Consider the following 22,939-nt stretch of genomic DNA (forward strand, 5'->3'; position numbering starts at 1 on the left):
GGGCTGCCCATGCCATCCGCCTGCCGTGGCTACGATGAATGGATGATTCGTGTCCTGCTTCCCCGTCAACAGCCCGGGTGGCAATTGGTTGTCCCGGCCGTGCTGCTTCTCTGTGCCTTCATGGTCCCGGGCATCATGATCCTGGCAGGACAGGGCGAGCCTGCATTCAATGGCGTTGACACCACGTGGCAGGCCTTCACCTTTACTCTGCAGTCACCCTTCTGGGACGGTGTGAACGCGGTGCTCAACTGGGCGGGTTACGCCGGGATCCTGGTGTTCCACGTGGTGCTCGCCCTTTCGCTCCTTGTCTGGCAACGCCCCATGGGGGCAGTCTTTGCCGCCACCTCCGGCATTACCGCACTGGCCCTCACCCAGCTGGCCAAAGCGGTGGTGGGTCGGGACAGGCCCCAGGGCGCCCAGGTCCTCACGGATACCGGTTCATACCCCTCAGGGCATGTATCGACCACCACCACGTTCCTTATGGTGCTGGCCATCCTCGTGGGCCGCTGGTGGATGACCTTGCTGGCGGCCATGGGTGTCATCGCCATGATGGTCAGCCGCACGTACCTCTCGGCACATTGGCTCAGCGATGTCCTTGGCGGCGCCTGCCTTGCGGCCGGCGTCGTCCTCATTATGTGGTGGCGCTTCAGGGAAATATGCGTCAAAGAGAATGAACTGGCAGATGGCCGGACTATTTGGGCGGCAAAGGCTTCGCGACGCCGGCAAGCAGGAGAGCGACCAGAATAGGCGCTCCGATGGCCAGCAATGCCAAGTGGATTCCGGTGTGGTCGCCCAAGTAACCCAAGAGGGGTGGACCAGCCAGGAAGGCGACATAGCCGATGGTGGAAACCACGGAAACCCGTGCAGCGGCATGCTTGGGGTCGTCCGCAGCGGCTGACATGCCCATGGGGAAGGCCAGCGCCGCACCGATGCCCCACAAAGCCGCACCAACGCCGGCCAGGATGACGTTGCCGGCGAAGACAAACAGCGCCAGGCCCACGGCCGCTGCCGCCATGCTGGCCCGCAGGACGCTCACGCGGCCAAACGTGTCGATCGCTTTGCCACCGAAGAACCGCATGATGGTCATCGCCAGGACGAAGAGTGCGAACAGCAGCGCACCCGTGGATTCCGAAGCACCAAGCCCGTCCACGGCAGCCTTCGCGATCCAGTCGTTGCCCGCGCCTTCGGTCAAGGTGGCACCCAGGACTACGACGCCGATCAGCAGCGTCCTGCCATCCCGCCAAGCCGAAGGTCCCTTCGCAACTGGACCGCCGTCGTCGTGAACTTCTGCGGCTTCATGCGGAAGGAAGTACTTAGGGACCGTCAGCGCCAAGGCAACGGCAATGGCTGCGATAACCAGCAGGTGTTGGGGGAGACCGACGCCAAGCTGTGAGAGGCCAGCGCCAATCAGTGCGCCAAGGAAAGCACCGCCGGAGAAGGCAGCGTGGAACTGGGGCATGATGGTGCGCTTGAGCCGGTGCTCAACGTCGGCGCCTTCAATGTTCTGGGCAACGTCCCACAAACCGATGCCGATACCGAAGAAGAACAGGGCAATTGCCGTGGCCGGCACTGAGGCGGCCATCAGGGAGAAAGCAATTCCTGCGCCCGCAGCTCCCGCCACGATGCCCGCCACACGAACCGTATTCGCCGTGCCGATCCTGCCCACAACCCAGCCGGCCGACGGCAGCGCCAGCAAGGATCCGACGGCGGTGCAGAGCAGCAGGGTGCCCATCTGGCCGGACGTCAGGCTGAGCGCCTCCGTCACTGCCGGAATGCGTGCAGCCCAGCTGGCAAATACCAACCCGTTCATGCCGAAGATCAGGAACGTCGCCACCGCCGCGGCATTGACGTTGGTGCTGCTTCTGGTGTTGGTGGTCATGCAATCACAACTTCCACGGAGAGTTTATTGAGCCGGGCGAGATCTTCTGGGGAGGGTTTTTGGTCGGTCACGATCACGTCCACGGCGTCCATGGCTGCGACCAAAGCTACTGCACTGGCATTCCATTTGCTGCCTGCGGAGGCCACGATCACGCGCGCTGCGGATTCAAGGCCGGCGCGTTTCACGGCCGCATCATCAAGGTCGTGGGCCAGCAGTCCGTCCTTGAGGTTGAGGGCACACGGGGTCACGACGGCGGTGTCGAACCTGAGCGAGCGGATGTTGGCTTCGGCCATGGGTCCCCGGAAAGACTGCTCGCCCGGGATCAGGCTGCCGCCGGGAAGGATGAGCTGCGGCGTCCGGCCGGAATGGGGCCCTGTCATGGCCTCGACGCCGTGGAGGGACATGGGCATCACCGTCAGTTCCCGCTTGCCCAACCGGCGCGCGATCTCCGTGGCAGTGGATCCACTGTCCAGCCACACATGCTCGCGGTCGTTGATGAGTCCGTCAACAGCCTCAGCAATGCGCGTCTTGGCTTGGTGGTCTTCCAATTCACGTTGGCCGTAGCCGGGGTTGTCTCCGCGTGCCAGCAAGCTGCGGGCGCCACCGTGGATGCGTTTCAGCACTCCGTTGGCAGCAAGGATCTCCAGGTCACGGCGGATCGTGGCGCCCGATGCTCCCGTGGCGTCCACGAGCTCATCCACGGTGGCTTGTTCGCGCGTGCGCAGCAGCTCGCCAATGAGCCGGTGGCGGTCAGCAGTTCCCATGCTTCAACGGTAGCAATGATTGCTCACTTAATCATCATTGCTGATCATTTGCTCACCGACGCTCTCTCACATCCCATGGCTGAAAGCGGAACGCTCCTGCAGCAAGTGCAAGAGCGTTCGCATAAAACAGGCGGCAGGTGAGAGTTACCGGGCGCGCTCCACGCGCTTCTCATCCCAGACGGGTTCTTCGGATTCGTAGACCTTTCCATCGGACCCAAAGATCATGAACCGGTCAAAGGACTTGGCGAACCAGCGGTCGTGCGTGACCGCAAGGACGGTGCCTTCGAAAGAGTCGATGGCACGCTCCAAGGCCTCACCGGAGTGCAGGTCAAGGTTGTCGGTGGGCTCGTCCAGCAACAACAGGGTGGCGCCGGAAAGCTGCAGAAGCAGAATCTGGAAGCGTGCCTGTTGGCCACCGGACAAGGATTCGTACTTCTGCTCAGACTGGCCAGCCAAGCCGTACGAATCCAGGGCGCCGGCCGCGGCCTCGCGGGCGAGTCCGGAACGGTGCTCGTCACCACGGTGCAGGATCTCCAGCAAGGTGCGCCCCAGGAGATCCGGACGAACATGTGTCTGTGCAAAGAATCCGGGGCGGATGCGGGCGCCCAGCTTCACGGTTCCTTCGTGCGGCACTTCCGCAATCACGACGTCGGACACCGGCAGGTGCTCACGCTCCGGATCGGTGCCGCCGGTGGCAAGGAGCCGCAGGAAGTGGCTCTTGCCGGAACCGTTGGAGCCGAGCACGCCCACACGGTCACCGAACCAGATCTCCGTGGAAAACGGCTTCATGAGTCCGGTCAGTTCGAGCTTCTCAGCTACTACGGCACGCTTGGCCGTTCGCCCACCTTTGAGGCGCATCTTGACGTTCTGCTCGATCGGCAAGGCCTCGGGGGGCCCGGCTTCCAGGAACTTTGCGAGGCGGGTTTGCGCAGCTTGGTATCGGTTGGCCATGTCGGAGCGGAAAGCGGCCTTGTTCTTGTACATGTTGACGAGTTCTTTGAGCTTCACGTGCTCCTCGTCCCAGCGTTTGCGGAGTTCCTCGAACCGGGCGTTACGGTCCGCACGTGCCTCCACGTAGGATCCGAAACCGCCGCCGTGGATCCACGCCGAGGCACCGTTGATGCCCGGCTCGAGCGTCACGATGCGACCTGCCGCATTATTCAGCAGTTCACGGTCGTGGCTGATGAACAGCACGGTCTTCTTGGACTCATTGAGCTTGCCCTCCAGCCAACGCTTGCCGGGCACATCCAAGTAGTTGTCCGGTTCGTCGAGGAGCAGCAGCTCATCCGGGCCGGCAAACAGGGCTTCGAGCACCAAACGCTTCTGCTCGCCACCCGAGAGCGTCGAGGCGCGGCGGAACTGCGCCTTGTCGAAGGAAATCCCCAACGCAGCCATGCACACTTCATCCCAGACGGTCTCTACGTCGTACCCACCGGCATCTCCCCAGTCCACTATCGCCTGGGCGTACTTCATCTGGGTGGGCTCGTCGTCGTGCTCCATCATGGCCAGCTCGGCGTCCTCAACCGCCTTGGCAGCAGCTGCGAGGCCAGCCTGGGCAGTGGAGACGAGGAGGTCGCGAACTGTAGATTCGTCACGGACCTGGCCCACGAACTGCCGCATGATTCCCATGTTGCCTGACCGGCCCACAACACCTTCGTCCGGCGTGAGGTCGCCGGAGATGATCTTGAACAGCGTCGTCTTGCCGGTTCCGTTGGGTCCGATCAGGGCAGTCTTGGTGCCGTCGGGGACCTTGAAGGTCACCCCGTTGAGCAGCTGGGTGCCGTCGGAGAGGAAGTAGTCGATGCCGGAAACGTCAATATGGGCCACGTTTCAATCCTCCCACGGCACGGTATTAACGCTCGACGGCGACAGTGGGCAATGCTCGATGACGGCAGTTGGGCGGGTCGAGCCACCCGGCTAGGGCTTCCGCCGGGCAAACTCCGGCGCATGCTCGGGGCGCGGACCGAAGGCGATCATCCGAGCGGGCAGCTTCCCGAACCCCGGGAAATTCCGCGCAACAAAGAGCAACGGTTTGGGAGGCTTCGGCTGCTTACCGGCCATGACCTGCGCGAACACCACACGATGCAGCACCCTCTGGAAGGACTGGATCACGACCGTGGGAAGCCAACGCCGCTTCTGGACGGCGGCGAGGTGGCCGTCGTCGAGCGTTTCCCTCAGCAACGGCGCGGCGAGCACACGCGCGGCTGCCACAGCGTCCTGCACTGCGAGGTTGATGCCCACTCCGCCGGCGGGCGACATCGCATGGGCGGCATCCCCAATCAGCAACAACCCAGGCTTGTGCCACCGGGACAGCTTGTTGAGTTTTACGTCCAGGAGGTGGAGGTCGTCCATGGAGGCAATGGTGTCCACACGGTCCGCAAGGTCCGGTCGCAAACTGGCTATCTTAGAGCGGAAAGCCTCCACGCCTTCAGCCCTCAACTGAGGATCCGAGCCCTTGGCCGCCAAGTACGCTATCTGGTGATAATCCTTGCGGGTCAGGGTCAGCAGGACAGCTGAACTGCCAAAGCGCGGCGCAATGGAGGCCACCGGCTGGTCCTCGTTTGCGGTTCGCGGGAGCCGGAACCACCAGGTATCAAACGGCACCGGAAATTCGCGGGGGACCAGTCCGGCCTTCTTCCGGAGAATCGAGCCGCGGCCATCACAGGCCACCGTCAAAGGAGCCCGTAGTTCGCCGCTCCCCACAACAGAACCAGTCCGCGGATCACGGGTTCCGTACGTCACTCCGACCACAGTGCCCGAAGCGTCAGTCAGCAGGTCCGTCGCCTCCGTATTCATCAGCAGCGTAAAGGTGGGTTCCTGCCGGGCCGCTTCCACCAGGAAGTTCAGAAAATCCCATTGCGGGACCATGGCCACGTAGTTGTAGGGGTCCTTAAGTCGTTCGAAATCCGCGAGGACCACGGAATCACCGGATCCTGCGGGTAGCCGGAAATTGCCCAGTCTACTTTGGGGGAGGGCCCGGAAGCCCTCACCGAGCCCCAGCTCGTCCAAGAGCCGGATCGTCGAGGCGTGCACCGTATCGCCCCTGAAATCACGCAGGAAATCGGCGTGTTTCTCAAGCACAGTCACCTTCACGCCGGCGCGGGCAAGCAGCAGTCCCAGCACGATTCCGGCCGGCCCTCCGCCCGCCACCACACACTGGGTTTCTGCTGCCATGATCAGCCTCCGGTTCAGCCCGCCGCGGTCAGGAACGACTTCAACAACGGCCCGCTGGTGGTGGCACCCAGCCCGCCGTCTTCAACAAAAACTGAGACGGCCAGGTCCCCGTGAGTCGCCACGATCCAGGCGTGGGTCTTGGGCGGGTTGTCGTTGCCGAATTCCGCGGTTCCGGTCTTTGCTCCCACGGGCGCGCCGGGCACCTCGGCCAGGAACCCAGCGTGCCCGGACGTGACCACGGCGCGCATCATGTCGGCCAGGGACGCGGCCTCTTCCTTGGTAATCGGCTGGGTGGATGCCGGTGCAGCGCTTGCCGCAGCGGAAGCGGACGACGTCGGGGCGGAGCCGCCTTCCGTGGGGGCAGGAGTGGCGCCGGGGTCCTGCGCGGCGTCGGCATTCAGCACGAGCTGAGGTGAAACCGGGGCCCCGTTGGCGACGGAAGCGGCCATAACAGCGGCCGAAAGTGGCGAGAAGAGGACCTTGCCCTGGCCGATCATGGAGGCGGCGTGCTCGGTTCCTTCTGCAGCCCCGGGCACCGAGCCAAGGAAGGCATCCGCGCCCAGCTTGGGAGCTTCAACGGCCACGCCCAAAGCCTGGGCAGCCGATTCAAGTTGACCTTGGCTGACGGTTTCCCGGGCGTTGATGAACGCAGTGTTGCAGGAGTGCGCAAACGCGTCCCTGAGGGCGACCGAGCCCAGTGATGTTTCGGGGTAGCCCTCAGCGTTCTTGAAGGTGCGGCCGTCGACAACCAGCGTTGAGGGGCACTCCACCTTGGAATCCGGGGTGGCACCATTCCGGAACATCGCCAGCGAATCAACCATCTTGAAGGTGGATCCGGGTGCGTACTGTCCCAGGAGCGCAGTGTTGTAGCCGTTGCTGCCCGGACCGGAGGCCGCGGCAAGAACGGCTCCTGTGGAGGGCCTGATGGCCACGATGGCGGAAGCCGGTTCGATTCCTGCCAACGTTGCTTCAGCCAACTGCTGAAGCTTCAGGTCCAGGGTGGTCTTGAGAGAAGTGCCCGGCGCAGGAAGGGACGAGAAGAACACCTTGGTGCCGGGGGTCTCGCCGTCGGTCTTCTCAGCCGGGGTGGCCACCACTTCCACGCCATCCTTGCCGCGCAACAGGGAGTCGTACTTTTGCTGCAGGCCACCCGTCCCCGTGGTGTCTCCGGCGCGCAGTGCGCCATTGGATTTCTCGATCTGCTCTGCGTTGGCTTGGCCTACGCTCCCCAACAGGGCTCGGGCAAAGGTGCGTGTGGGTGCCAGCGCCATGGAGTCCAGGATGCTGACGCCCCCGGGTATCGCCTCGATTTTGGCCTCGGTAATGTCTGCTGTGTACGCACGGAGGACGAGGCCCTCCACGAAAGCCTGTGGCCCGGAGGCAGCAACCTGCTTGGCATACTCTTCGGCATCCAGGCCGAGCAGCGCCGCCATGGCACGGGCCGATGCGTCGGCCTGCTCAGCAGGAACCTTGGTCTTGTCGATGCCCACCCGGAAAACCGGGCGGTCCTCAACAATCGGAGCGTCCCCAGCGCCAAGGATCTGCCCGCGCTGGGCGGCAACGGTCTTGACCGACAACGTCTCGCCCTCGGAGAGTTGCGGCGCCAGCAGGGCCGGGCTCCACTGAACCGCCCATTTGTCGCCGGACTTCTTCAGCGTGGCATCGGAGGTGTACTCCCATTGTGCCGAGCCAATGTTCCAACTGTAGTTAAGGGGGAAGGTTGCGGTGTCACCGTCGAGCTTGACGTCGCCGGAAGCAACCGAGGGCTTAGCGCCCAAGCCCTCAAAGACGGCTTTAAGTTCATCGTTGGCCGTGGCAGAGTCCTTGCCCTCCACGGCGAGCGAGCCGACGTCGAGCGCCGCCAACGAGGACGCGAGCTGCTTGGCTGCTCCCTCAGCGCCGGCGCGGCCATCGTCACAGGCCGTCAATGAACCAACCATCACGAGCGTTGCGAGACCAAGGACAAAACCCTGCTGCATTTTCAGTTTCCCCATTTGGCACATTATGCCCCGTTCCCCTGACAGTTTCTTGTTGTGCCCGGGAAGCGGACAGCCGCCGCCTGCCAGCCCTGGAAAGAGCGGCAAGCGACGGCTGCCTGGAACATCCAACTACGGAGCACAGGTGAACTTGGCATCACCCCAGACACCGTGCGCACCGTTGATGGAGCCGGACGGGTCCACCACGAGTTCCACGTACGCCACTCCTGTCAGGTCAACAGACACCGATTCCGGAGCGAATCCGGGAGTGTAGGTGCGCGACTGGTACTTGTTCACGCCGTCGGCATTGACCTTGAAGATGATGTTGCCACCGAAGCCGCTCTCGAGCCCCACCTGCGAGGTAAACGAGGTGCACTTGCCGCCAAGGTAATACGTGATCTTCGAGGCAGCGTGGACCCCAAGACCCTTGGTGAACACGGGCTGCTGCCCGGTTGCGGGGTCGGTGTAGTTGATGGCCAGCGGTTTGTCCGGGGAGGATGCCGAGTCCTTGTTGGCCACGTTCTTGCCGATCACGCCGTAACCGTTCAAGGCCTGCACCCACGGGGTTTCGGAGGCGTAAACGGAGCCCACCGGAACAGCCGGCAAGGGCTGTGTGGTCACCTTCCAGTCGAAGAACTTCACCCGGGTGTCTGTCGGCAACGTGACAGATGCCAGCTCTTTGGTGGGGTTCAAGCGGACGGTATTGGAGAACGCCTGATACTTGTACTGCGTGTACTCCGGCGAGGGACCGTTGGCGTTGTTGCGACCCTGTTCGGACACTGCCAGGACAGCCCCGTTGAGGACCGACGGCTGCAGCCAGTTGGGGAAGAAGATGGATTGCTTTTCCATGCTCCCATCGGCATATTTCAGGGTCAGAGTTGGGCTGGTGCCGTTGCCCACCGCGGCGGATCCGAGGACGGCCAAGTGCGTTCCCTTGCCCTTGACGGCGATCGTCTGTGCGGACAGCGCCACCGAGTTGGGGACGTCCGGTCCGACTGCGGGCCAGGTGTAGTCGACCTGGGTCGGCTTTCCGGCATCCACCGTTACTGTGCTCCCCGGACGGACGCCACCCGCAGGAACCGTCGCGGCCGCCAGCTGCTCGGCAGCGAAGGTGGCCCCGCCGCCGTCGAAGTTTCCGAGCGCCTTGCCCGCAACGGTGGTGACCGAAACGGTGTTGTACGCGGCGGCAAGCGATCCGTACGCGACGTAGATTTGGTTGCCGCCCGTCACCGTTTGCGTGCTGGAGTCAGAAGCAGCGTACGACGCCGACACCCGCACGGTCTGTTGGCCCGCCTTGGCGCTGGAGCCGGGTTTGATGACGAACGTTGCCGTGGTTGTCGCGCCACCTTCGACCTTGGCGGCAGTGGCACCGGAGGAAGAGACCACGGTCCAACCTTCCGGGAGCACCGGCGTCAGGACCACATTGGTCTTGGCCTTGGTTCCGGTGTTCACGAACGCCGCCGTGACAGTGGTTTCCTGATCCTGGAAGACCTGTTCGCCGGTGGTCACCCGGACCTCAGCGGCACTGTCTTCCTGGCTCTTGCCGCCCAATGGTCCGGCCTGCTGGAGTTGCACGGTGGCCGACTGGTTGGAGGCAAGTGAGCCCGTCTTTACCCAGATGATGCCGTTGTTGGCTTCATCGAAGTACCACCCTGTGGTTGCTGCAGCATAGGCAGCCTGGGTGGAGTGTTGGGCAAGCTTGGTGCCGCCGATCTTCACATCCTTGGGTGCTGCGCCCGCGTGGACCTTGAGCTCGTACGGGCGGGCCGCTGCCTTGCCGGTGTAGTCTCCCTTCCGCTCTCCGATGGAGACCTTCACGCTGCTGTTGCCCGTACCCGGAGCGTCCACGGTGAAGACCTGGCTGGAGGATTTCCCATCCTTGAATTCGCGGGTGACCTTGTCGTCTTCGTAGAGGGTAAACGTGTCCTGGCCCTTGGCGTAGACATCCAAAGTGATCATGGAATCTTCGGGAACCAAGGAAGCATTACGGGCCACGATGCCTTGCGGGATCACCGCTCCTGCACGAACGAAGACCGGAAGCCTATCCAGCGGCGCGTTGTAGCCGTTGAGGATCTGGCCGCCCTGGTAGAGCTTGCCGGTCCAATAATCCACCCACTGCTGGCCTTCGGGAAGGAAGATTCCGTTGCGGACATCGGTCTGGGTAAAGACCGGAGCCACCAGGAAATCGGAGCCGAGCATGAACTGGTTGTTGGCCTCGGCTCCGTAGGACCACTGCTGGTCAGGGAACTCGAGGGCCATGGAGCGCATCATCGAAACGCCTGTGGTGGAGGATTCCTGGGCCAGCGTGTAGATGAAGGGCATCAACTGCTGGCGGAGCTGCAGGTACTGGCGGTTGATGGCCGTGGCCTCGTCGCCGTAGAGCCATGGACGCTTGTCCGTAGCGGCCCAGCCGGACATGGAGTAGAGCGCGGGGGCAAAAGCCTTCCACTGAAGGTCACGCACATAGGACTCTGCGGATCCGCCAAAGATGCCGTCAACGTCGCCCGTGGTGAACGCCAGACCCGAGTTGCCGGCGCCGGTGAGGGCGGAGACCTGCCAGCGGACGGCGTCGAGGTTTCCTGAATGGTCACCCGTCCACTGCATGCCGCAACGCTGGGAGCCGGCCCAGCCCTCAACCATCAGCGAGGTGCCGCGTGCGTTGGAGTACTGCTCGATTCCGCCATGCGCAGCTTCGCACCCGGTGAGCGCTTGGCGGTAGCCTTGGCCCACCCAGGCGACATCGAGCTTCCGGAGCCGAACCCCGGCTTCGCCCACTTCGTATTCCTGGTTGGTCAGGGAACGCTGGGTCCACAGGCCAACTTTGAGATCTGTTTCTTCCTCGATGTTGCTGACGGTTTCCGGGAGCTGCTGGTACTCGCAGCCGTAGCCGTCGTTGACCAGCATCCAGCCGGCGGGCATGTCGTTCTCAACGAACTTCCGCGCAGTCTTGATGGCGTCCGGGGTGCGCTGCTTGGCGCCGTCGGGATCGCCGTAGCCAGAGGAGGAATAGCCGGGATTGGACCGGTTGTAGCAGTCAGCATCGCCGTATTCCAGAGCGTAGACCGGAGGCATCATCGGCTTGCCGGTCAGCGTGGTGTACGCACCCAACGACTGCTTGTAGTCGCCCACGAAGTAGTAGGCGTCAAATCGCCTTTCCTCATGCGTGGTGGTGGGCTGGCCGCCGAAGTTGTAGGAGCCGCGGGCAAAGGTGTCACGCAGGACGCCGTAGCCGTTGGAGGACATGTAGTACGGCACGGCGTTGGGGTAGCCGTCGTCGTCCCAGTCGAAGTTCTTGGCGATGTTGATCAGGGCGCCGGTGTGCACGGAGCGGCCGTTCTGCATACCGCCACCGATGAACTGCTCCCCATCCTGCTGGGCGAGGTGCTGGGTGGCGGAGTTGGAGCCGAAGGTGATGGGTGCGGATTCTTCAAGGACCAGTGAGCCGTCAGCCCGGACGACGCGGAGTTGGGTGGTGGCTTTGTTGATCCCGACGCTGATCTGTGCGGTCTTCAGGACCAGCCAATCACCGTCAGTGACAGCAGGCGTGACGCCTGGGAACTTGTCTTTGCCCACCACGATGTTGGCGGTCCTGGCCGGGTCGCCTTGGTCCGTGTTGGCGGGGTCCGTGAACGTCCCACTGGGGTCAGCTTCCAAGCGGAAGTTGCCGTCGTCCAGGAACGTGACGCGAATGGCGCCCTTCTCGGTGGAAAGGTCTACGACGTTGCCGGCTTGGGTAAAGCCCGTCACCGCGCCGAGAGGTACTCCGGCGGCGTCGACTGGTACTTCGGGAGTGACGGATTTGATGGCAGCGGGATCGCCGGGAGCGGCATTGGCAGCAGTGGCGAAGGACAGTGCGGGAATGGCTCCCGCGAGGAGTAACGATGCGAGGCCGAGTGCAGCGGCCTTCCTGGTTAGCGAACCTTTGGTGGTGCGTCCGGAGCTGTTGGGGACAGCTCCGGACAGACCCAAGGAGGGTGCGGACATGTGGGGCCAACTTTCGACGAGTGACTTTTTGTGATCTAACTCATAGCGAAACGTGCACTAATCGTCACTGCAAAAAGCACAAAGGTCAACCGTTTCACCAAAAGTGCCCACCCAACCAGGTCAGGGAGGGCCCGGCAGGGCGGCGGGACTCAGTGCCCGCGGATGATCCTGCGCTGCGTCGCAACGGCGATGGCAGCCGTGCGGTTATCCACCCCGAGCTTGGAGTAGATGTGCACCAAATGTGTCTTCACAGTGGCCTCGGAAATGAAGAGTTGCTTGGCCATAGCCCTGTTGCTCATGCCGGTCGCCAGCAGTTCCAGTAATTGGACTTCTCTGCCGCTGAGCGCCGGCGACGGGTTCCGGATACGCCCCATGAGCCGCGCCGCAACCTCCGGTGCCAGCGCGGTCTGCCCGGCAGCCGCGGACAGGACGGCCTGCCGGATCTGCTCCGGCGGGGCATCCTTCAGCATGTAACCGCTGGCGCCGGCTTCCACCGCGGCCAGGATGTCCGCGTCGGTGTCGTAAGTCGTCAGAATCAGAACGGGAGGCGGGGGACTCCCGGCCTCACCCGCCTTGATCTTCTCCGTGGCCGTCACGCCATCCATGCCGCTGCCCATCTGCAGGTCCATGAGCACCAGGTCTACAGGCTTTCCGAGGGTGTTGAGCTTGCTGAGTTCCACCAGGGCAGCATCACCGTCGGATGCCTCCGCAACCACCGTCACTCCCGGGAAATCCGCCAGCATGGCGCGGAGGCCGGCCCTGACCACGGGATGGTCGTCCACCAAGAGGATGCGGATGTCACTCATGAAACACCTTCGTCTGCCGGAAGCGGCACCCGAACGGCCACTACAGTCCCCTCGCCAGGCGCCGACTCAATCTCCAGTCTGCCGTTCAGCGCGGCCAGTCTCTCGCGCAAACTTTGAAGCCCGACGCCGGTGCCGTCGCCACGCACTGTACCGGCCGCCGTCGACGGTTCGAAACCTTTGCCGTCGTCGAAAACGTCCAAGGTCACCTCAGCGCCAAGAAAGGACAGAGTCACGACGGCGGCACGTGCGTGGGCGTGTGCCCACACGTTCGCGAGGGAAGCCTGGGCGGCCCGGAGCAGGGTGGTCTGGTAGGTGTTGGGCAGCTCCACAGGCGTACCCACCAGCTCGAAGCGGCAGCGCAACGCCGTACCCCGGGCAGCGGCCTCGGTCTCGGTCTTGTCGCAGAGCCGGCGCAGGGTGTCCACCAAGCCGGACTGCTCCAGATCGGGCGACCGCAGGCCGCGGACAAAACTCCGTGCTTCGGCAAGGTTGGTGGACGCTGTGTCCTGGACAATCCTCAACCGTTCCTTGGCTGCCTGCGGATCCCCGTCATCAAGGGCTTTCTCCGCGGACCTGCCCATCAGGATGATGCTGGAAAATCCCTGGGCCAGGGTGTCGTGTATTTCGCGGGCCAGCCGTTCACGTTCAGCAAGCATGCCGGCGTCGTGCTGGGTTTGCGCGAGTTCAGCGCGTGTACGGCGAAGGTCGTCGGCAACAGTGCGCTGGTTCTCGGCTTCCAGGAACAACGCACGGTACGCCAGCCCGGTGACCACGGCGAAGCCAGCCCCGAACACCGGCCCCAGAACCATCGCCAGCTGCAGGCCACCGTCAACCGACCCCCGGCTATGGAACCACAATGCTCCGATCAGCAGGATGGTGCTGAGCGCAATCGCCGGGAGTGCCAGCCGCCGGGGGAGAAGGTGGAGTTGGACGAAGAACAGGGGAAAGGCTACCCAGGCGAAGTCACCGCTGACCAAAAGGAGCAGCAGCCACAGGATCATCACAGCGCCTAGCCACCACCGCGCATACGGCGTGGGGTTGAAGCGGGAGGCATCGCTGGCGTAGCGCTTCTCAAGGATTGTGCCAGCCAGATACACCGCGGCCAGTAGTGCCGAGAGTCCCAGACCCGCTGCCATGGCCACGGGTGTTGGAGGCGACCCGGCAACTCCTACACCTGTCAGCAAACGTACGACGGCCACCAGCAGCAGCACCGCGAAGCCGACGTGCAGGCACACCCGCAGCACGCGGAGGATGGTGGCGGCGCCGGTGGACTGCATGCCTCCCAGCGTATCCCCGGCGATGTGCGAACCGGGCCGGATTCCGTGTCCCCGCGGCTGAATCAACCATTTGGATGATCGCCCTTTCAGCCCCTTGGCGTGAACGAATCCATCCGGTTCCCGATGTCTTCGCGAGGCATCGCGGGAAGAGTTGATTGTGCCGGGACCAAGCCCGCACCGAACCGAAGGAATCCGATGTTTCTCGCCATCCGCGACATCCGTTTCGCCAAGGGCCGCTTCGCGCTCATGGGCAGCGTGGTCGCGCTGATCACCTTACTGCTCGTCATGCTTTCCGGGCTGACGGCAGGCCTGGGTAACCAATCAACGTCGGCCATTGCCGCGCTGCCCGTGCAGCAGATCGTCTTCGGCGCTCCTGCCGGAGGTGAGCCCAAGGCCTCATATACGGAGTCGGAAGTCTCCAGCCAGCAGCTCGAGGCTTGGCGGGAACAGCCGGGCGTTACGTCGGTGCAGGCACTGGGAATCAGCCAGACGCGGTTCCAGTCACTTGGTGATGGCGGCACACCGAGCGGAACGGCGAACGTCGCAGTTTTCGGCGGCTCCGTGGCTCCCTCAGCAGTGGAGGACGGAACGGTTGTGATCGGTGAATCCTTGGCAAAGGACCTGTCGCTGCAGGCCGGAAGCCGGGTCCGGGTTGGCGGAAAAGATCTCACCGTCTCGGCGGTTGTTGAGGACCAGTGGTATTCACACACTGGAGTGGTCTGGACGACGCTGGAAACCTGGAGGTCCGTCGCACACGCGACGACAGGCACTGCCACAATCCTGGCGGTAACGCACGACGCCGGAACCTCCTTGGACATCGATGCCGCCAATGCGGCGGCCGGCACAGTGAGCGCGGATCCCGTTGGGTCCTTCCAGGCGTTGGCCTCATACAAGAGTGAGAACGGATCACTCATGCTGATGCAGGCATTTCTCTATGGGATCTCCGCGTTGGTGATTGTGGCATTCCTGACCGTCTGGACCGTGCAACGTACCCGCGATATTGCCGTGCTCAAGGCGCTGGGTGCGTCCTCAGGCTACGTGTTGCGGGATGCGTTGGCGCAGGCAGCTTTGGTACTGCTGGCCGGAGCAGCCGTGGGCGGCTCGTTGGGACTTGCCGGCGGATTGCTCGCGGCCCAGGCCGCGCCGTTCCTCATCACTCCCTTGACCACGCTGGTACCCATTGCCGGAATCGTCATCCTTGGCCTGGGCGGTGCCGTCCTCGCAGTCCGCAAAGTCACCAAGGTCGATCCATTGCTTGCCCTCGGCGGCAACTAAAACATACCGCGAAAGGTATACATCGTGACTACATCATTGAACCTCGTCAACGTCTCCCTCGAATACCCTGATGGCGGCACAACCCTCAAAGCACTCGACGCCGTCAACCTCAGCGTTCGCAGGGGTGAATTTCTCTCACTCGTAGGTCCTTCAGGATCCGGCAAGTCCTCGCTGCTCGCCGTCGCCGCTACTCTCGTGACACCCACCGCCGGGCTGGTCGTCATCGATGGGCAGGACGTCTCCGCCCTCAAGGAGGCCGACCGCACGGAGCTTCGCCGGGACAAGGTGGGCATCATCTTCCAGCAACCAAACCTGCTTCCCTCGCTGACCGCCGTCGAGCAATTGCTGATCCGCGAGCACTTGCGGGGCAATCCGCTGAAGGAAGCCCGCCGCACGGCCGTGGGGCTGCTGGACGTTGTGGGCCTGTCCACAGCGGCACACAAAAGGCCCCATCAGTTGTCAGGGGGACAGCGTCAGCGGGTGAACATTGCCCGGGCGCTCATGGGCAACCCCACCGTCCTGCTGGTGGATGAACCAACTGCTGCATTGGATCACGAGCGCAGCGAATCCATCGTCCGGCTGCTGCGACGGGTGACGGATGAGTTCTCCACGGCCACTGTCATGGTCACCCACGACACGGAGTTCCTGCCCCTCACCGACGCCGTCGCCACCATGCGCGACGGGCGAATCAGCCCCGCACTGGTCCCCGCCGCGCAGCCCAAGTAAGTAGCAGTTGATCAGTTGGGTGAACGGAGGAGGGCCTCGTCCTGGGCGTCGTCATAGGCGTCGCGGGCTTCGAGGATGGTGGGCACATGGGTCTCGGCCCAATGGCGCAACATCGTCAGCGGGGGCAGCAGGGACTCGCCCAAGGCCGTCAGTTCGTAGTCAACCCGAGGCGGTACCTGCGCGTAGACGGTCCGCGTAATGAGGCCGTCGCGCTCCAAGGCGCGCAGGGTTTGCGTCAAGACCTTTGGAGTCACGACGTTCACCATTTTGCGCAGTTCCGAAAAACGGACCGGCCCGTCGCCAAGCACTTGAATCACCAATGAGGCCCACTTATCGCCGATGCGCTGGAAAACCACCCGCGACGGACAGTTGGGATCCAGGACATTGCCGGCCAGATCTTTAGTATCCATCAGGTAACCCAGTTCCTTTGAAGCTATCAGTATCCGGCGGATACCGTTGTGTCATTGCAAGGATACCAACCCCAAGGAGAGCTATGAAAATCGCAGTCTACGGCGCAACGGGCATGGTCGGCAGCCAGATTGTCAATGAGTCCATCACCCGCGGCCATGAGGTGACAGCCATATCCCGCAAGGGCGCAGAGGTTCCCGGCGCCGCCGCCCAGGCGGCGGATCTGGCTGACGGCCAGGCATTCGCCTCCATCGCAAAAGAGCACGACGTCGTCGTGCTGGCTACGGGTCCCAGCCGCACCGGCGGCGACCATGGCGAATGGCTCGATGCCATGGCTACCGCCTACAGCAACGCCGAAGGAACGCGACTCATGATCGTCGGCGGTGCCGGCACCCTGGAAATCGATGGTGTCCGCCTGCTCGATTCCCCGGACTTCCCGGAGGCCTACAAAGCTGAGGCGACCACCGCAGCCAAGGCCCTCGAAGCCGTCAAGCAGACCCCGGAATCCGTTGACTGGACCGTCCTTGCCCCCGCTCCGGTCATTCAGCCGGGCGAACGCACCGGCGAGTACACCGTGGCCAAGGATTCCCCTGCCGGCAACAGCATCTCTTCACAGGACTACGCCGTAGCCATGCTGGACGAGATCGAAACCCCGGCCCACCGGCGCGCCCGTTTCACGGCCGCCAACTAACCCAAGCTAAAGCCCCAGGCCCAGCCCGGGTACGCGCGCACCAAAGATGTCCTTGAGGGCATGTTTCGCTGCGTGGTACCCGGGCATTCCTGTCACACCGGGCCCGGGCGGTGTGGACGACGAACACAGATATACACCCGGCATCGGTGTCCTCCACGGGACGTTGGACACCACGGGCCGCTGCACCAAGCCGCGCAGGTCCAGGAGTCCGGCACTGAAGTCGCCCCCAACATAGTTCTCGTTGTACGCAGCCAATTCCGCCGCCGTCGTGGTTTGTGAAGCGACCACGACGTCCCGGAAACCGGGGGCGTACTTCTCAATCCGCGCCGTCACGGCCTCAGCCATGTCCACCGTGGAATGGGCAGGCACATGGCAGTATGACCAGAGAACCTGGCGGCCCTCCGGTGCCCGGGTGGGGTCTACTACCGATGGCTGGGACACCAGGACGTACGGCTCGGTGGGATGCTTGCCCAGATCCACCAGGTTCTCGGATTCGGCCATGGCAAGCCGCGAACCACCCACATGGACGGTTCCTGCCTTCGCCAATCCGGGATCCAGCCAAGGAACGGGTCCCGACAGGATGAAATCCACTTTGCAGGCCGCATTCCCGAATCGGAATGTTTCAAGTGCACGCCTGTAGCGGTCGGGGACTTCAGTTCCGCCGAGCCTGGCCAAGGTGGGCGGAGCGACGTCCAGCAGGATGGCCTTCGCGGGCCGGACTTGATCCAGCGAGTCCACGCGTTCACCCACGTGGATTGTCCCGCCGTGGTCCGTCAGGTCGTCTGCCATGGCCCTCGCGATGGACATCGAACCTCCGACAGGAATGGCCCAGCCTTCCGCGTGGGCCAGCACGCTGAGGAGGAGGCCCGCGCCGGTGGAACTGAGGGACGGCTGCGAACCGAGGGCGTGCGACATGACTCCCGTCAACAGCGCAGGAGCCGCATCTTCCCGGAAACGGCGGCTCCAGAGTGGCGTCCCCTGGTCAAGGGTGGCAAGCCCGAACAGGGCGGCCGCCAAGGGGTCCTTCGGCATACGCAACAGCTGGTTGGAGGTAAAGTCCACCACTCCGTTGACACGCTCCACCAGCGGCCCCAGAAGCCGTCGGTACGCCGCACCGTCCACGCCCAGTTCCAGGACCGTCCGTTCCAGCGACTGGTACGCCAGCGCCGCGCCGCCTGTGTCCAGGGGAGTGCCGTGCTGGACTTCCGGAACCCGTAGGTCTATCCGCCGGGAAAGCTCGAAAGCGCGGAAGAACGGTGACGCCAGGGCCATGGGATGGACAGCGGAGCAGACATCGTAGAGGTAGCCCGGTTCCAGGAGTTCACTGGTACGCGAGCCACCGCCGATTGCCTCCGCGGCCTCGTAAAGGCGAACGTCCAGGCCGGCGCGCGCCATGACCACTGCGGCGGCCAGACCGTTGGGACCAGCTCCGACGACGGCGACATCACCCATGGCCGGTTACCTCCGCTCGCTGGACTGCTGGGATTCGACGGCTCGGTGGGCAGCGCTCCACGGCAACAAGGACCGCGACGGCCGGAAAAGGTCTATCCGGAGCCAATCCGGGGCCCCGTTAAAGGGCCCTCCATGGGGATCGTCCTCACCGTGGATGCGCAAAGGGTCCTGTGCGGGATCCCAAATATCCATGACCACCCGTGCCATAAGGTAGGCGGTCACCGTCATGTGCAGGCCGACTGCCAGCACGTAGTAGGACATATCGATGTTGTGCTGGACGGAGCCGCCACTGGTCGCCTGGCCCAGGTACATCCAAATTGCAGCCCAATGCAGCCCCTCGGCTGCCTGCCAGATGAGGAAGTCGCGCCAACGCGGCCGGGCCAGAGCCAGGAGCGGGATGAGCCAGATGACAAATTGTGGTGAGTACACCTTGTTGGTGAGGATGAACGCAGCAACTATGAGGAACACGAGCTGGGCGATCCGGGGGCGCCGCGGCGCACACAACGCCAGGGCCCCAATAAGTGCACACGCCAGGATGAACAGGTACAGCGCCAGCGAATTGATGGTGGCCGCATTCATTTGCGTCCACTGGACCCGGTCGGCCACCAGGTTGTAAGCAAACCACGGAGAGCTGTACCCGGCCGGGCGTTCCTGGGTGAACTCAAAGAAGTAGCGCCAGCCGGAGGGATTCATGGCGGCGATCGGCAGGTTAACTGCGAGCCACGAAGCCAAGGCGGCACCGGCGGTGACGAAGAAGGCCCGCAGCTTGCCGCTGCGCAGTGCCAGGACCAGTACAGCGCCAAGGATCAGGACGGGGTAAAGCTTGGTGGCCGTGCCCAGTCCAATGAACACCCCGGCAAGCAACAGTTTGTCCCGTGAGAAGAAGTACATTCCCAGGGCCAGCAGCCCCACGGCCCACATATCCCAGTTAATGAAGCCGGCAAGGATGATCCCGGGCGCGACGGCTACCATGGCGGCGTCCCACGGGCGACGCTTGTTGATTCGTGCCGTCAGCAGCACGGTGATCATCCAGACGGCCACGATCAATGTCGCGTTGATATCGAAATAGCCCAGGATGCGTTCGCTGCCCACCCCCTGGCCAGGGACCATCAACGCCGTGATACCGGCGATGATTCCCATGAGGACGGGGTACTCGAACAGGCTGCCCTGGGTGAAGAAGGGGAAGATGCCATCGCCGAGGCCGCGGTTCTTGAAGAGCTCAGGGAAGTCGGAGTAGCAGGTGGCGTAGAACTGCCCGGGCGTTTGCCACCCATTAACGCGGCAGTACTCCTTGGCGAGAACTGCCAGTATCGCGGCCACTACGGTCAGGACGATGAGGACCCGTTCAACGGTGTACGGCCCGGAGGAGAGCTGTCCCGGAGACGAGTGCTTCCCCAAGGGCCCGCCAATGAGCTCCGTGAAGTTCCGAAGCAGGGAGTCGCTGCGGCTGGGAACCACAAAGCGGGCACGTTTTTGCTGCCGGTGCGGCTTCGTCTCCTGCATGGATCGAGCTTACAGTCACGCCTTGGCTGCAGCATCACACGCAGCCAACATCATCCCGCACCAGCGCCGTTAAAGCCCCTTAAAAGGGGGGAGCCCACGCGTAGCCGCGTGGGCTCCTTGAGGTTCAGCATGAAGGTGTGGCACCTGAACTCCTTAGTGGCGGTTGCAGGGCATCAACGGATGAGTCCCATCTGGTGCAGGACAACGTAGACGTCTTCACGGCGCTGGTCCAGCAGTTGGCCGTTGAACAGCGTGCGGTCCTTGGGAGCATTGGTGCTCTTGAAGAAGCGCATGTCTTCCGGGCGTTTTCGCATGGTTCACCTCCTTTCAAGGTAAATCATCGGAATTTAGGCACAGCAATTAGAGCCTTATGAACTCAAAGAATTCATGGCAAGAAAAGGGCATAAACAGCCGAGGCTAATAAGGGGATAAAAGCGGACCGAATCAGGAAAACCCGAATCGTCGTGCACAATTGCGCGTGCTTCCGGCAGTCGACCCAACAAGAAGCTGGTTCCGAACTTTGGGGAAACTGCGCACCCGCGGCATGCTGCGTGGGTCCGCGCCTACAACTGACTACTCAGAAGGCCAACCACAGAGAGTGGCCGACCACGAAACTCCGCCGGCGTCAGGGCCGGTCCGGATTGTTCAGGAGTGGGTCAGAGAGCAAAAATGGCGTCGATCATCAGCAGAGGCCGGGGTAGCAGTGACGGTCAACTTCCGTCCGCTAGTCAAAGTAATCATTTTTCCCAACCTCCTTTTCTGGCTGATAACCAGCCTGCTGTGGCATTGTTCCGGCTGACTGAACCGGAGAATGCGCGCCTGGTTCCCGGCGGGTCGCTCTGGGAACAAGATATAAGCTACCCCATGAACCGGGGATTTGACCAGCACAAATGGCTAATTCGCCAAAAGTTTTCTAAATTCGTGTTCTAGAGGCCCCAACGCACAATTGCCGGCGTCCGCTTATCCCACCCGAGAGTGCAGACTTTTGCAGTTCCGAGAATGAAGTGCCGGCCTTCGCGGGCATCCATTTCCAGCCATCGCGCGGTGAGGATCCTGGAGAAATGCCCGTGTGCCACCACCAGGACATTGTCCATTCCGGATTCCAGGACGCGTCCAATGATCTTGTCTGCCCGGGCGGCTACTTCGTCCAAGGTTTCACCGTTGGGCACGCCATCGGTCCAGATGAGGTAGTCCGGGTTGTCCTTGCGGATGAGGTCGGAGCTGATGCCTTCGTAGTCGCCGTAGTTCCATTCGACCGCAAGGGGCTCGTGCACAGCTTCCGGGTAGCCGGCCAGTTCCGCCGTGCGACGGGCACGGCGCAGCGGCGAGGTCAGGACGAGGTCGAAGTCGATGCCCTCCAGGACCTTGCGGGCCTCCACAGCCTGCTGCTCACCCTCAACAGTGAGGGGAAGGTCCGTCAGGCCGGTGTACTGGCCGCTCTTGGACCATTCCGTCTCGCCGTGGCGAAGGATCCAAAGTTGCGGACGTGGGGAAGTCGCAGCGTTCATGAAGGCTCCTCAGTTTCGGTCAAAGGCTCGACGACGGCGGACTCGGGTTGCGCTTCCCACCAAGCCAAAAGCTTCTGCTCGGCTTCCTCGGGGGACAGTGGTCCGTGTTCCATGCGTTCTTCGAGAAGGAACTTGTAGGCCCTGCCCACCACGGGACCGGGCTTGAGCCCCAGGAGTGCCATGATCTGCGCTCCATCAAGGTCGGGCCGCACAGCCGCCAGCGACTCCTGCTCCAAGAGCGTCGTGATGCGTTGCTCAAGGTCATCGTAGGCGAAGGACAGGCGGTCGGCCTTGCGCTGGTTACGCGTGGTGACGTCGGAACGCGTGAGGCGGTGCAGACGCTCCAACAGGGGACCGGCGTCGGTCACGTACCGGCGGACCGCGGAATCGCTCCAGCCCGCGTCGCCGTAGCCGTAGAAGCGCATGTGGAGTTCCACCAGGCGGGACACTGCTTTGATCGACTCGTTGTCAAAACGCAGTGCCTTCATTCTCTTCGCCGTCAGCTTGGACCCCACAACATCGTGATGACGGAAGCTGACCGCACCGCCCGGTTCAAAACGACGCGTCGCCGGCTTGCCGACGTCGTGCATCAGCGCAGCGAACCTCAGCACGAAGTCCGGGCCGGGCACTGGACCGTCAGGTCCCGTTTCCAAGGCAGCGGCCTGCTCCAGTACCTGCAGGGAGTGCTGGTACACGTCCTTATGGCGGTGGTGTTCGTCGGCTTCGAGCCTCAGGGCTGACACCTCCGGAAGCACGAACTCTGCGAGCCCTGTGTCCACCAGGAGGTCGATGCCCACACGCGGGTGCGCTCCGTTGATGAGCTTGACCAGCTCTTCACGGACGCGCTCGGCGGAGATGATCTTGATACGGTCGGCCATTTGTGACATCGCCAGACGGACGTCGTCGTGGACCGACACGCCCAGCTGGGACGCGAAACGTGCCGCACGCATCATGCGCAGGGGATCGTCGGAGAAGGATGCCTCGGGCGCACCGGGTGTGGCGAGCTCGGAGGCGTGGAGGTCGCGGACACCGCCAAACGGGTCCACGAGTTCCAGGCTGGGCAACCGCAGTGCCATGGCATTGATGGTGAAGTCGCGCCGCAGCAGGTCATCGGTCAGGGAGTTGCCGAACGCCACCACCGGCTTGCGTGAATCGGGGTCGTAAGCCTCCGCGCGGTAGGTGGTGATCTCGATCTGGAAGCCGCTCTTCTTCATCCCGATGGTGCCGAAGGCGCGTCCGATTTCCCAGAAGTTGTCTGCCCACTTCTTGATGACGGCGATTGTCTGGTCCGGCGTGGCATCGGTGGTGAAGTCGAGGTCCGGGGATGTCCTCCCCAGGAAGAGGTCGCGCACAGGTCCACCCACCAGGGACAGCTCAAAGCCGGCATCGACAAAGCGCTGCCCGAGGTCGAGCACCACCGGATCGATGGTGAAGTTAACTGAAGAGCTGTCCAATACGTGCGCCATAGTTCCTTAAGCTTGGCAGATTTTTGCTCGGCATTGGGCCACTGTTCCAT

The 22,939-nt window shown here is 63.2% G+C and carries 19 protein-coding genes; 5 read left to right on the forward strand and 14 right to left on the reverse strand.

Features of this window, described 5'->3' with window-relative positions; genetic code table 11:
• The first annotated feature begins 42 nt into the window (after positions 1 to 42).
• Positions 43 to 747: a phosphatase PAP2 family protein gene (locus QEH68_RS21635; protein ID WP_280625163.1), complete on the forward strand. Its 705-nt coding sequence runs from the start codon at positions 43 to 45 to the stop codon at positions 745 to 747.
• Here QEH68_RS21635 and QEH68_RS21640 read toward each other — a convergent pair.
• The 8 genes from QEH68_RS21640 to QEH68_RS21675 form a co-directional block, all read right to left on the reverse strand.
• Complete coding sequence (locus QEH68_RS21640; RefSeq protein ID WP_280625165.1) at positions 692 to 1,879, reverse strand: MFS transporter; 1,188 nt, start codon at positions 1,877 to 1,879, stop codon at positions 692 to 694. The genes QEH68_RS21635 and QEH68_RS21640 overlap by 56 nt on opposite strands.
• Positions 1,876 to 2,643, reverse strand: coding sequence for a DeoR/GlpR family DNA-binding transcription regulator (locus QEH68_RS21645; RefSeq protein ID WP_280625167.1), 768 nt, complete (start codon positions 2,641 to 2,643; stop codon positions 1,876 to 1,878). The genes QEH68_RS21640 and QEH68_RS21645 overlap by 4 nt, the downstream gene beginning before the upstream one ends.
• 144 nt (positions 2,644 to 2,787) lie before the next feature.
• Positions 2,788 to 4,470 (reverse strand): ATP-binding cassette domain-containing protein, encoded by a 1,683-nt coding sequence (locus QEH68_RS21650; RefSeq protein ID WP_089597051.1) that lies wholly within the window; start codon positions 4,468 to 4,470, stop codon positions 2,788 to 2,790.
• A 90-nt stretch (positions 4,471 to 4,560) separates the two neighbouring features.
• Complete coding sequence (locus tag QEH68_RS21655) at positions 4,561 to 5,817, reverse strand: FAD-dependent oxidoreductase (RefSeq protein ID WP_280625169.1); 1,257 nt, start codon at positions 5,815 to 5,817, stop codon at positions 4,561 to 4,563.
• A 14-nt stretch (positions 5,818 to 5,831) separates the two neighbouring features.
• Positions 5,832 to 7,820 (reverse strand): penicillin-binding transpeptidase domain-containing protein, encoded by a 1,989-nt coding sequence (locus QEH68_RS21660; RefSeq protein ID WP_280625171.1) that lies wholly within the window; start codon positions 7,818 to 7,820, stop codon positions 5,832 to 5,834.
• A gap of 105 nt (positions 7,821 to 7,925) precedes the next feature.
• A complete protein-coding gene (locus QEH68_RS21665; RefSeq protein WP_280625174.1) occupies positions 7,926 to 11,777 on the reverse strand; it encodes an NPCBM/NEW2 domain-containing protein in 3,852 nt (1,283 codons plus the stop codon).
• 149 nt (positions 11,778 to 11,926) lie between these two features.
• Positions 11,927 to 12,583, reverse strand: a complete 657-nt coding sequence (locus tag QEH68_RS21670) for a response regulator transcription factor (protein WP_280625176.1) — start codon at positions 12,581 to 12,583, stop codon at positions 11,927 to 11,929.
• Positions 12,580 to 13,860, reverse strand: a complete 1,281-nt coding sequence (locus QEH68_RS21675; RefSeq protein ID WP_207595567.1) for a sensor histidine kinase — start codon at positions 13,858 to 13,860, stop codon at positions 12,580 to 12,582. Before QEH68_RS21675 ends, QEH68_RS21670 begins: the two co-directional genes overlap by 4 nt.
• A 195-nt stretch (positions 13,861 to 14,055) precedes the next feature.
• Between QEH68_RS21675 and QEH68_RS21680 the strand changes: the two genes are divergently transcribed.
• Positions 14,056 to 15,135 (forward strand): ABC transporter permease, encoded by a 1,080-nt coding sequence (locus QEH68_RS21680; RefSeq protein ID WP_280625179.1) that lies wholly within the window; start codon positions 14,056 to 14,058, stop codon positions 15,133 to 15,135.
• Positions 15,136 to 15,159: 24 nt separating this feature from the next.
• Positions 15,160 to 15,861 (forward strand): ABC transporter ATP-binding protein, encoded by a 702-nt coding sequence (locus tag QEH68_RS21685; protein ID WP_280625181.1) that lies wholly within the window; start codon positions 15,160 to 15,162, stop codon positions 15,859 to 15,861.
• A gap of 11 nt (positions 15,862 to 15,872) precedes the next feature.
• Here the strand turns inward: QEH68_RS21685 and QEH68_RS21690 are convergent, their stop codons facing one another.
• Positions 15,873 to 16,271, reverse strand: coding sequence for a helix-turn-helix domain-containing protein (locus QEH68_RS21690; RefSeq protein ID WP_207595570.1), 399 nt, complete (start codon positions 16,269 to 16,271; stop codon positions 15,873 to 15,875).
• Between the two features lie 83 nt (positions 16,272 to 16,354).
• On the opposite strand from QEH68_RS21690, the gene QEH68_RS21695 reads away from it, so the two are divergent.
• Positions 16,355 to 16,960, forward strand: a complete 606-nt coding sequence (locus tag QEH68_RS21695; protein WP_207595571.1) for an NAD(P)H-binding protein — start codon at positions 16,355 to 16,357, stop codon at positions 16,958 to 16,960.
• Between the two features lie 6 nt (positions 16,961 to 16,966).
• Here QEH68_RS21695 and QEH68_RS21700 read toward each other — a convergent pair whose 3' ends face one another.
• The 3 genes from QEH68_RS21700 to QEH68_RS21710 all read right to left on the reverse strand — a co-directional run bounded on the left by QEH68_RS21700 (position 16,967) and on the right by QEH68_RS21710 (position 20,229).
• Positions 16,967 to 18,412, reverse strand: coding sequence for an NAD(P)/FAD-dependent oxidoreductase (locus QEH68_RS21700; RefSeq protein ID WP_280625186.1), 1,446 nt, complete (start codon positions 18,410 to 18,412; stop codon positions 16,967 to 16,969).
• A 6-nt stretch (positions 18,413 to 18,418) separates the two neighbouring features.
• A complete protein-coding gene (locus QEH68_RS21705) occupies positions 18,419 to 19,915 on the reverse strand; it encodes a glycosyltransferase 87 family protein (RefSeq protein WP_280625189.1) in 1,497 nt (498 codons plus the stop codon).
• A gap of 173 nt (positions 19,916 to 20,088) precedes the next feature.
• Positions 20,089 to 20,229, reverse strand: a complete 141-nt coding sequence (locus QEH68_RS21710) for a hypothetical protein (protein WP_181151794.1) — start codon at positions 20,227 to 20,229, stop codon at positions 20,089 to 20,091.
• Between the two features lie 355 nt (positions 20,230 to 20,584).
• Between QEH68_RS21710 and QEH68_RS21715 the strand changes: the two genes are divergently transcribed.
• Positions 20,585 to 20,845, forward strand: a complete 261-nt coding sequence (locus QEH68_RS21715) for a hypothetical protein (protein ID WP_207595574.1) — start codon at positions 20,585 to 20,587, stop codon at positions 20,843 to 20,845.
• Here QEH68_RS21715 and QEH68_RS21720 read toward each other — a convergent pair.
• Together QEH68_RS21720 and QEH68_RS21725 are read right to left on the reverse strand one after the other, a co-directional pair.
• Positions 20,842 to 21,423: a histidine phosphatase family protein gene (locus QEH68_RS21720; protein ID WP_089597061.1), complete on the reverse strand. Its 582-nt coding sequence runs from the start codon at positions 21,421 to 21,423 to the stop codon at positions 20,842 to 20,844. The genes QEH68_RS21715 and QEH68_RS21720 overlap by 4 nt on opposite strands.
• Positions 21,420 to 22,889, reverse strand: coding sequence for a CCA tRNA nucleotidyltransferase (locus tag QEH68_RS21725; protein WP_207595575.1), 1,470 nt, complete (start codon positions 22,887 to 22,889; stop codon positions 21,420 to 21,422). The genes QEH68_RS21720 and QEH68_RS21725 overlap by 4 nt, the downstream gene beginning before the upstream one ends.
• Positions 22,890 to 22,939: the final 50 nt, after the last annotated feature.

The organism is Paenarthrobacter sp. OM7 (genome assembly GCF_029873575.1).
Taxonomy (GTDB): Bacteria; Actinomycetota; Actinomycetes; order Actinomycetales; family Micrococcaceae; genus Arthrobacter.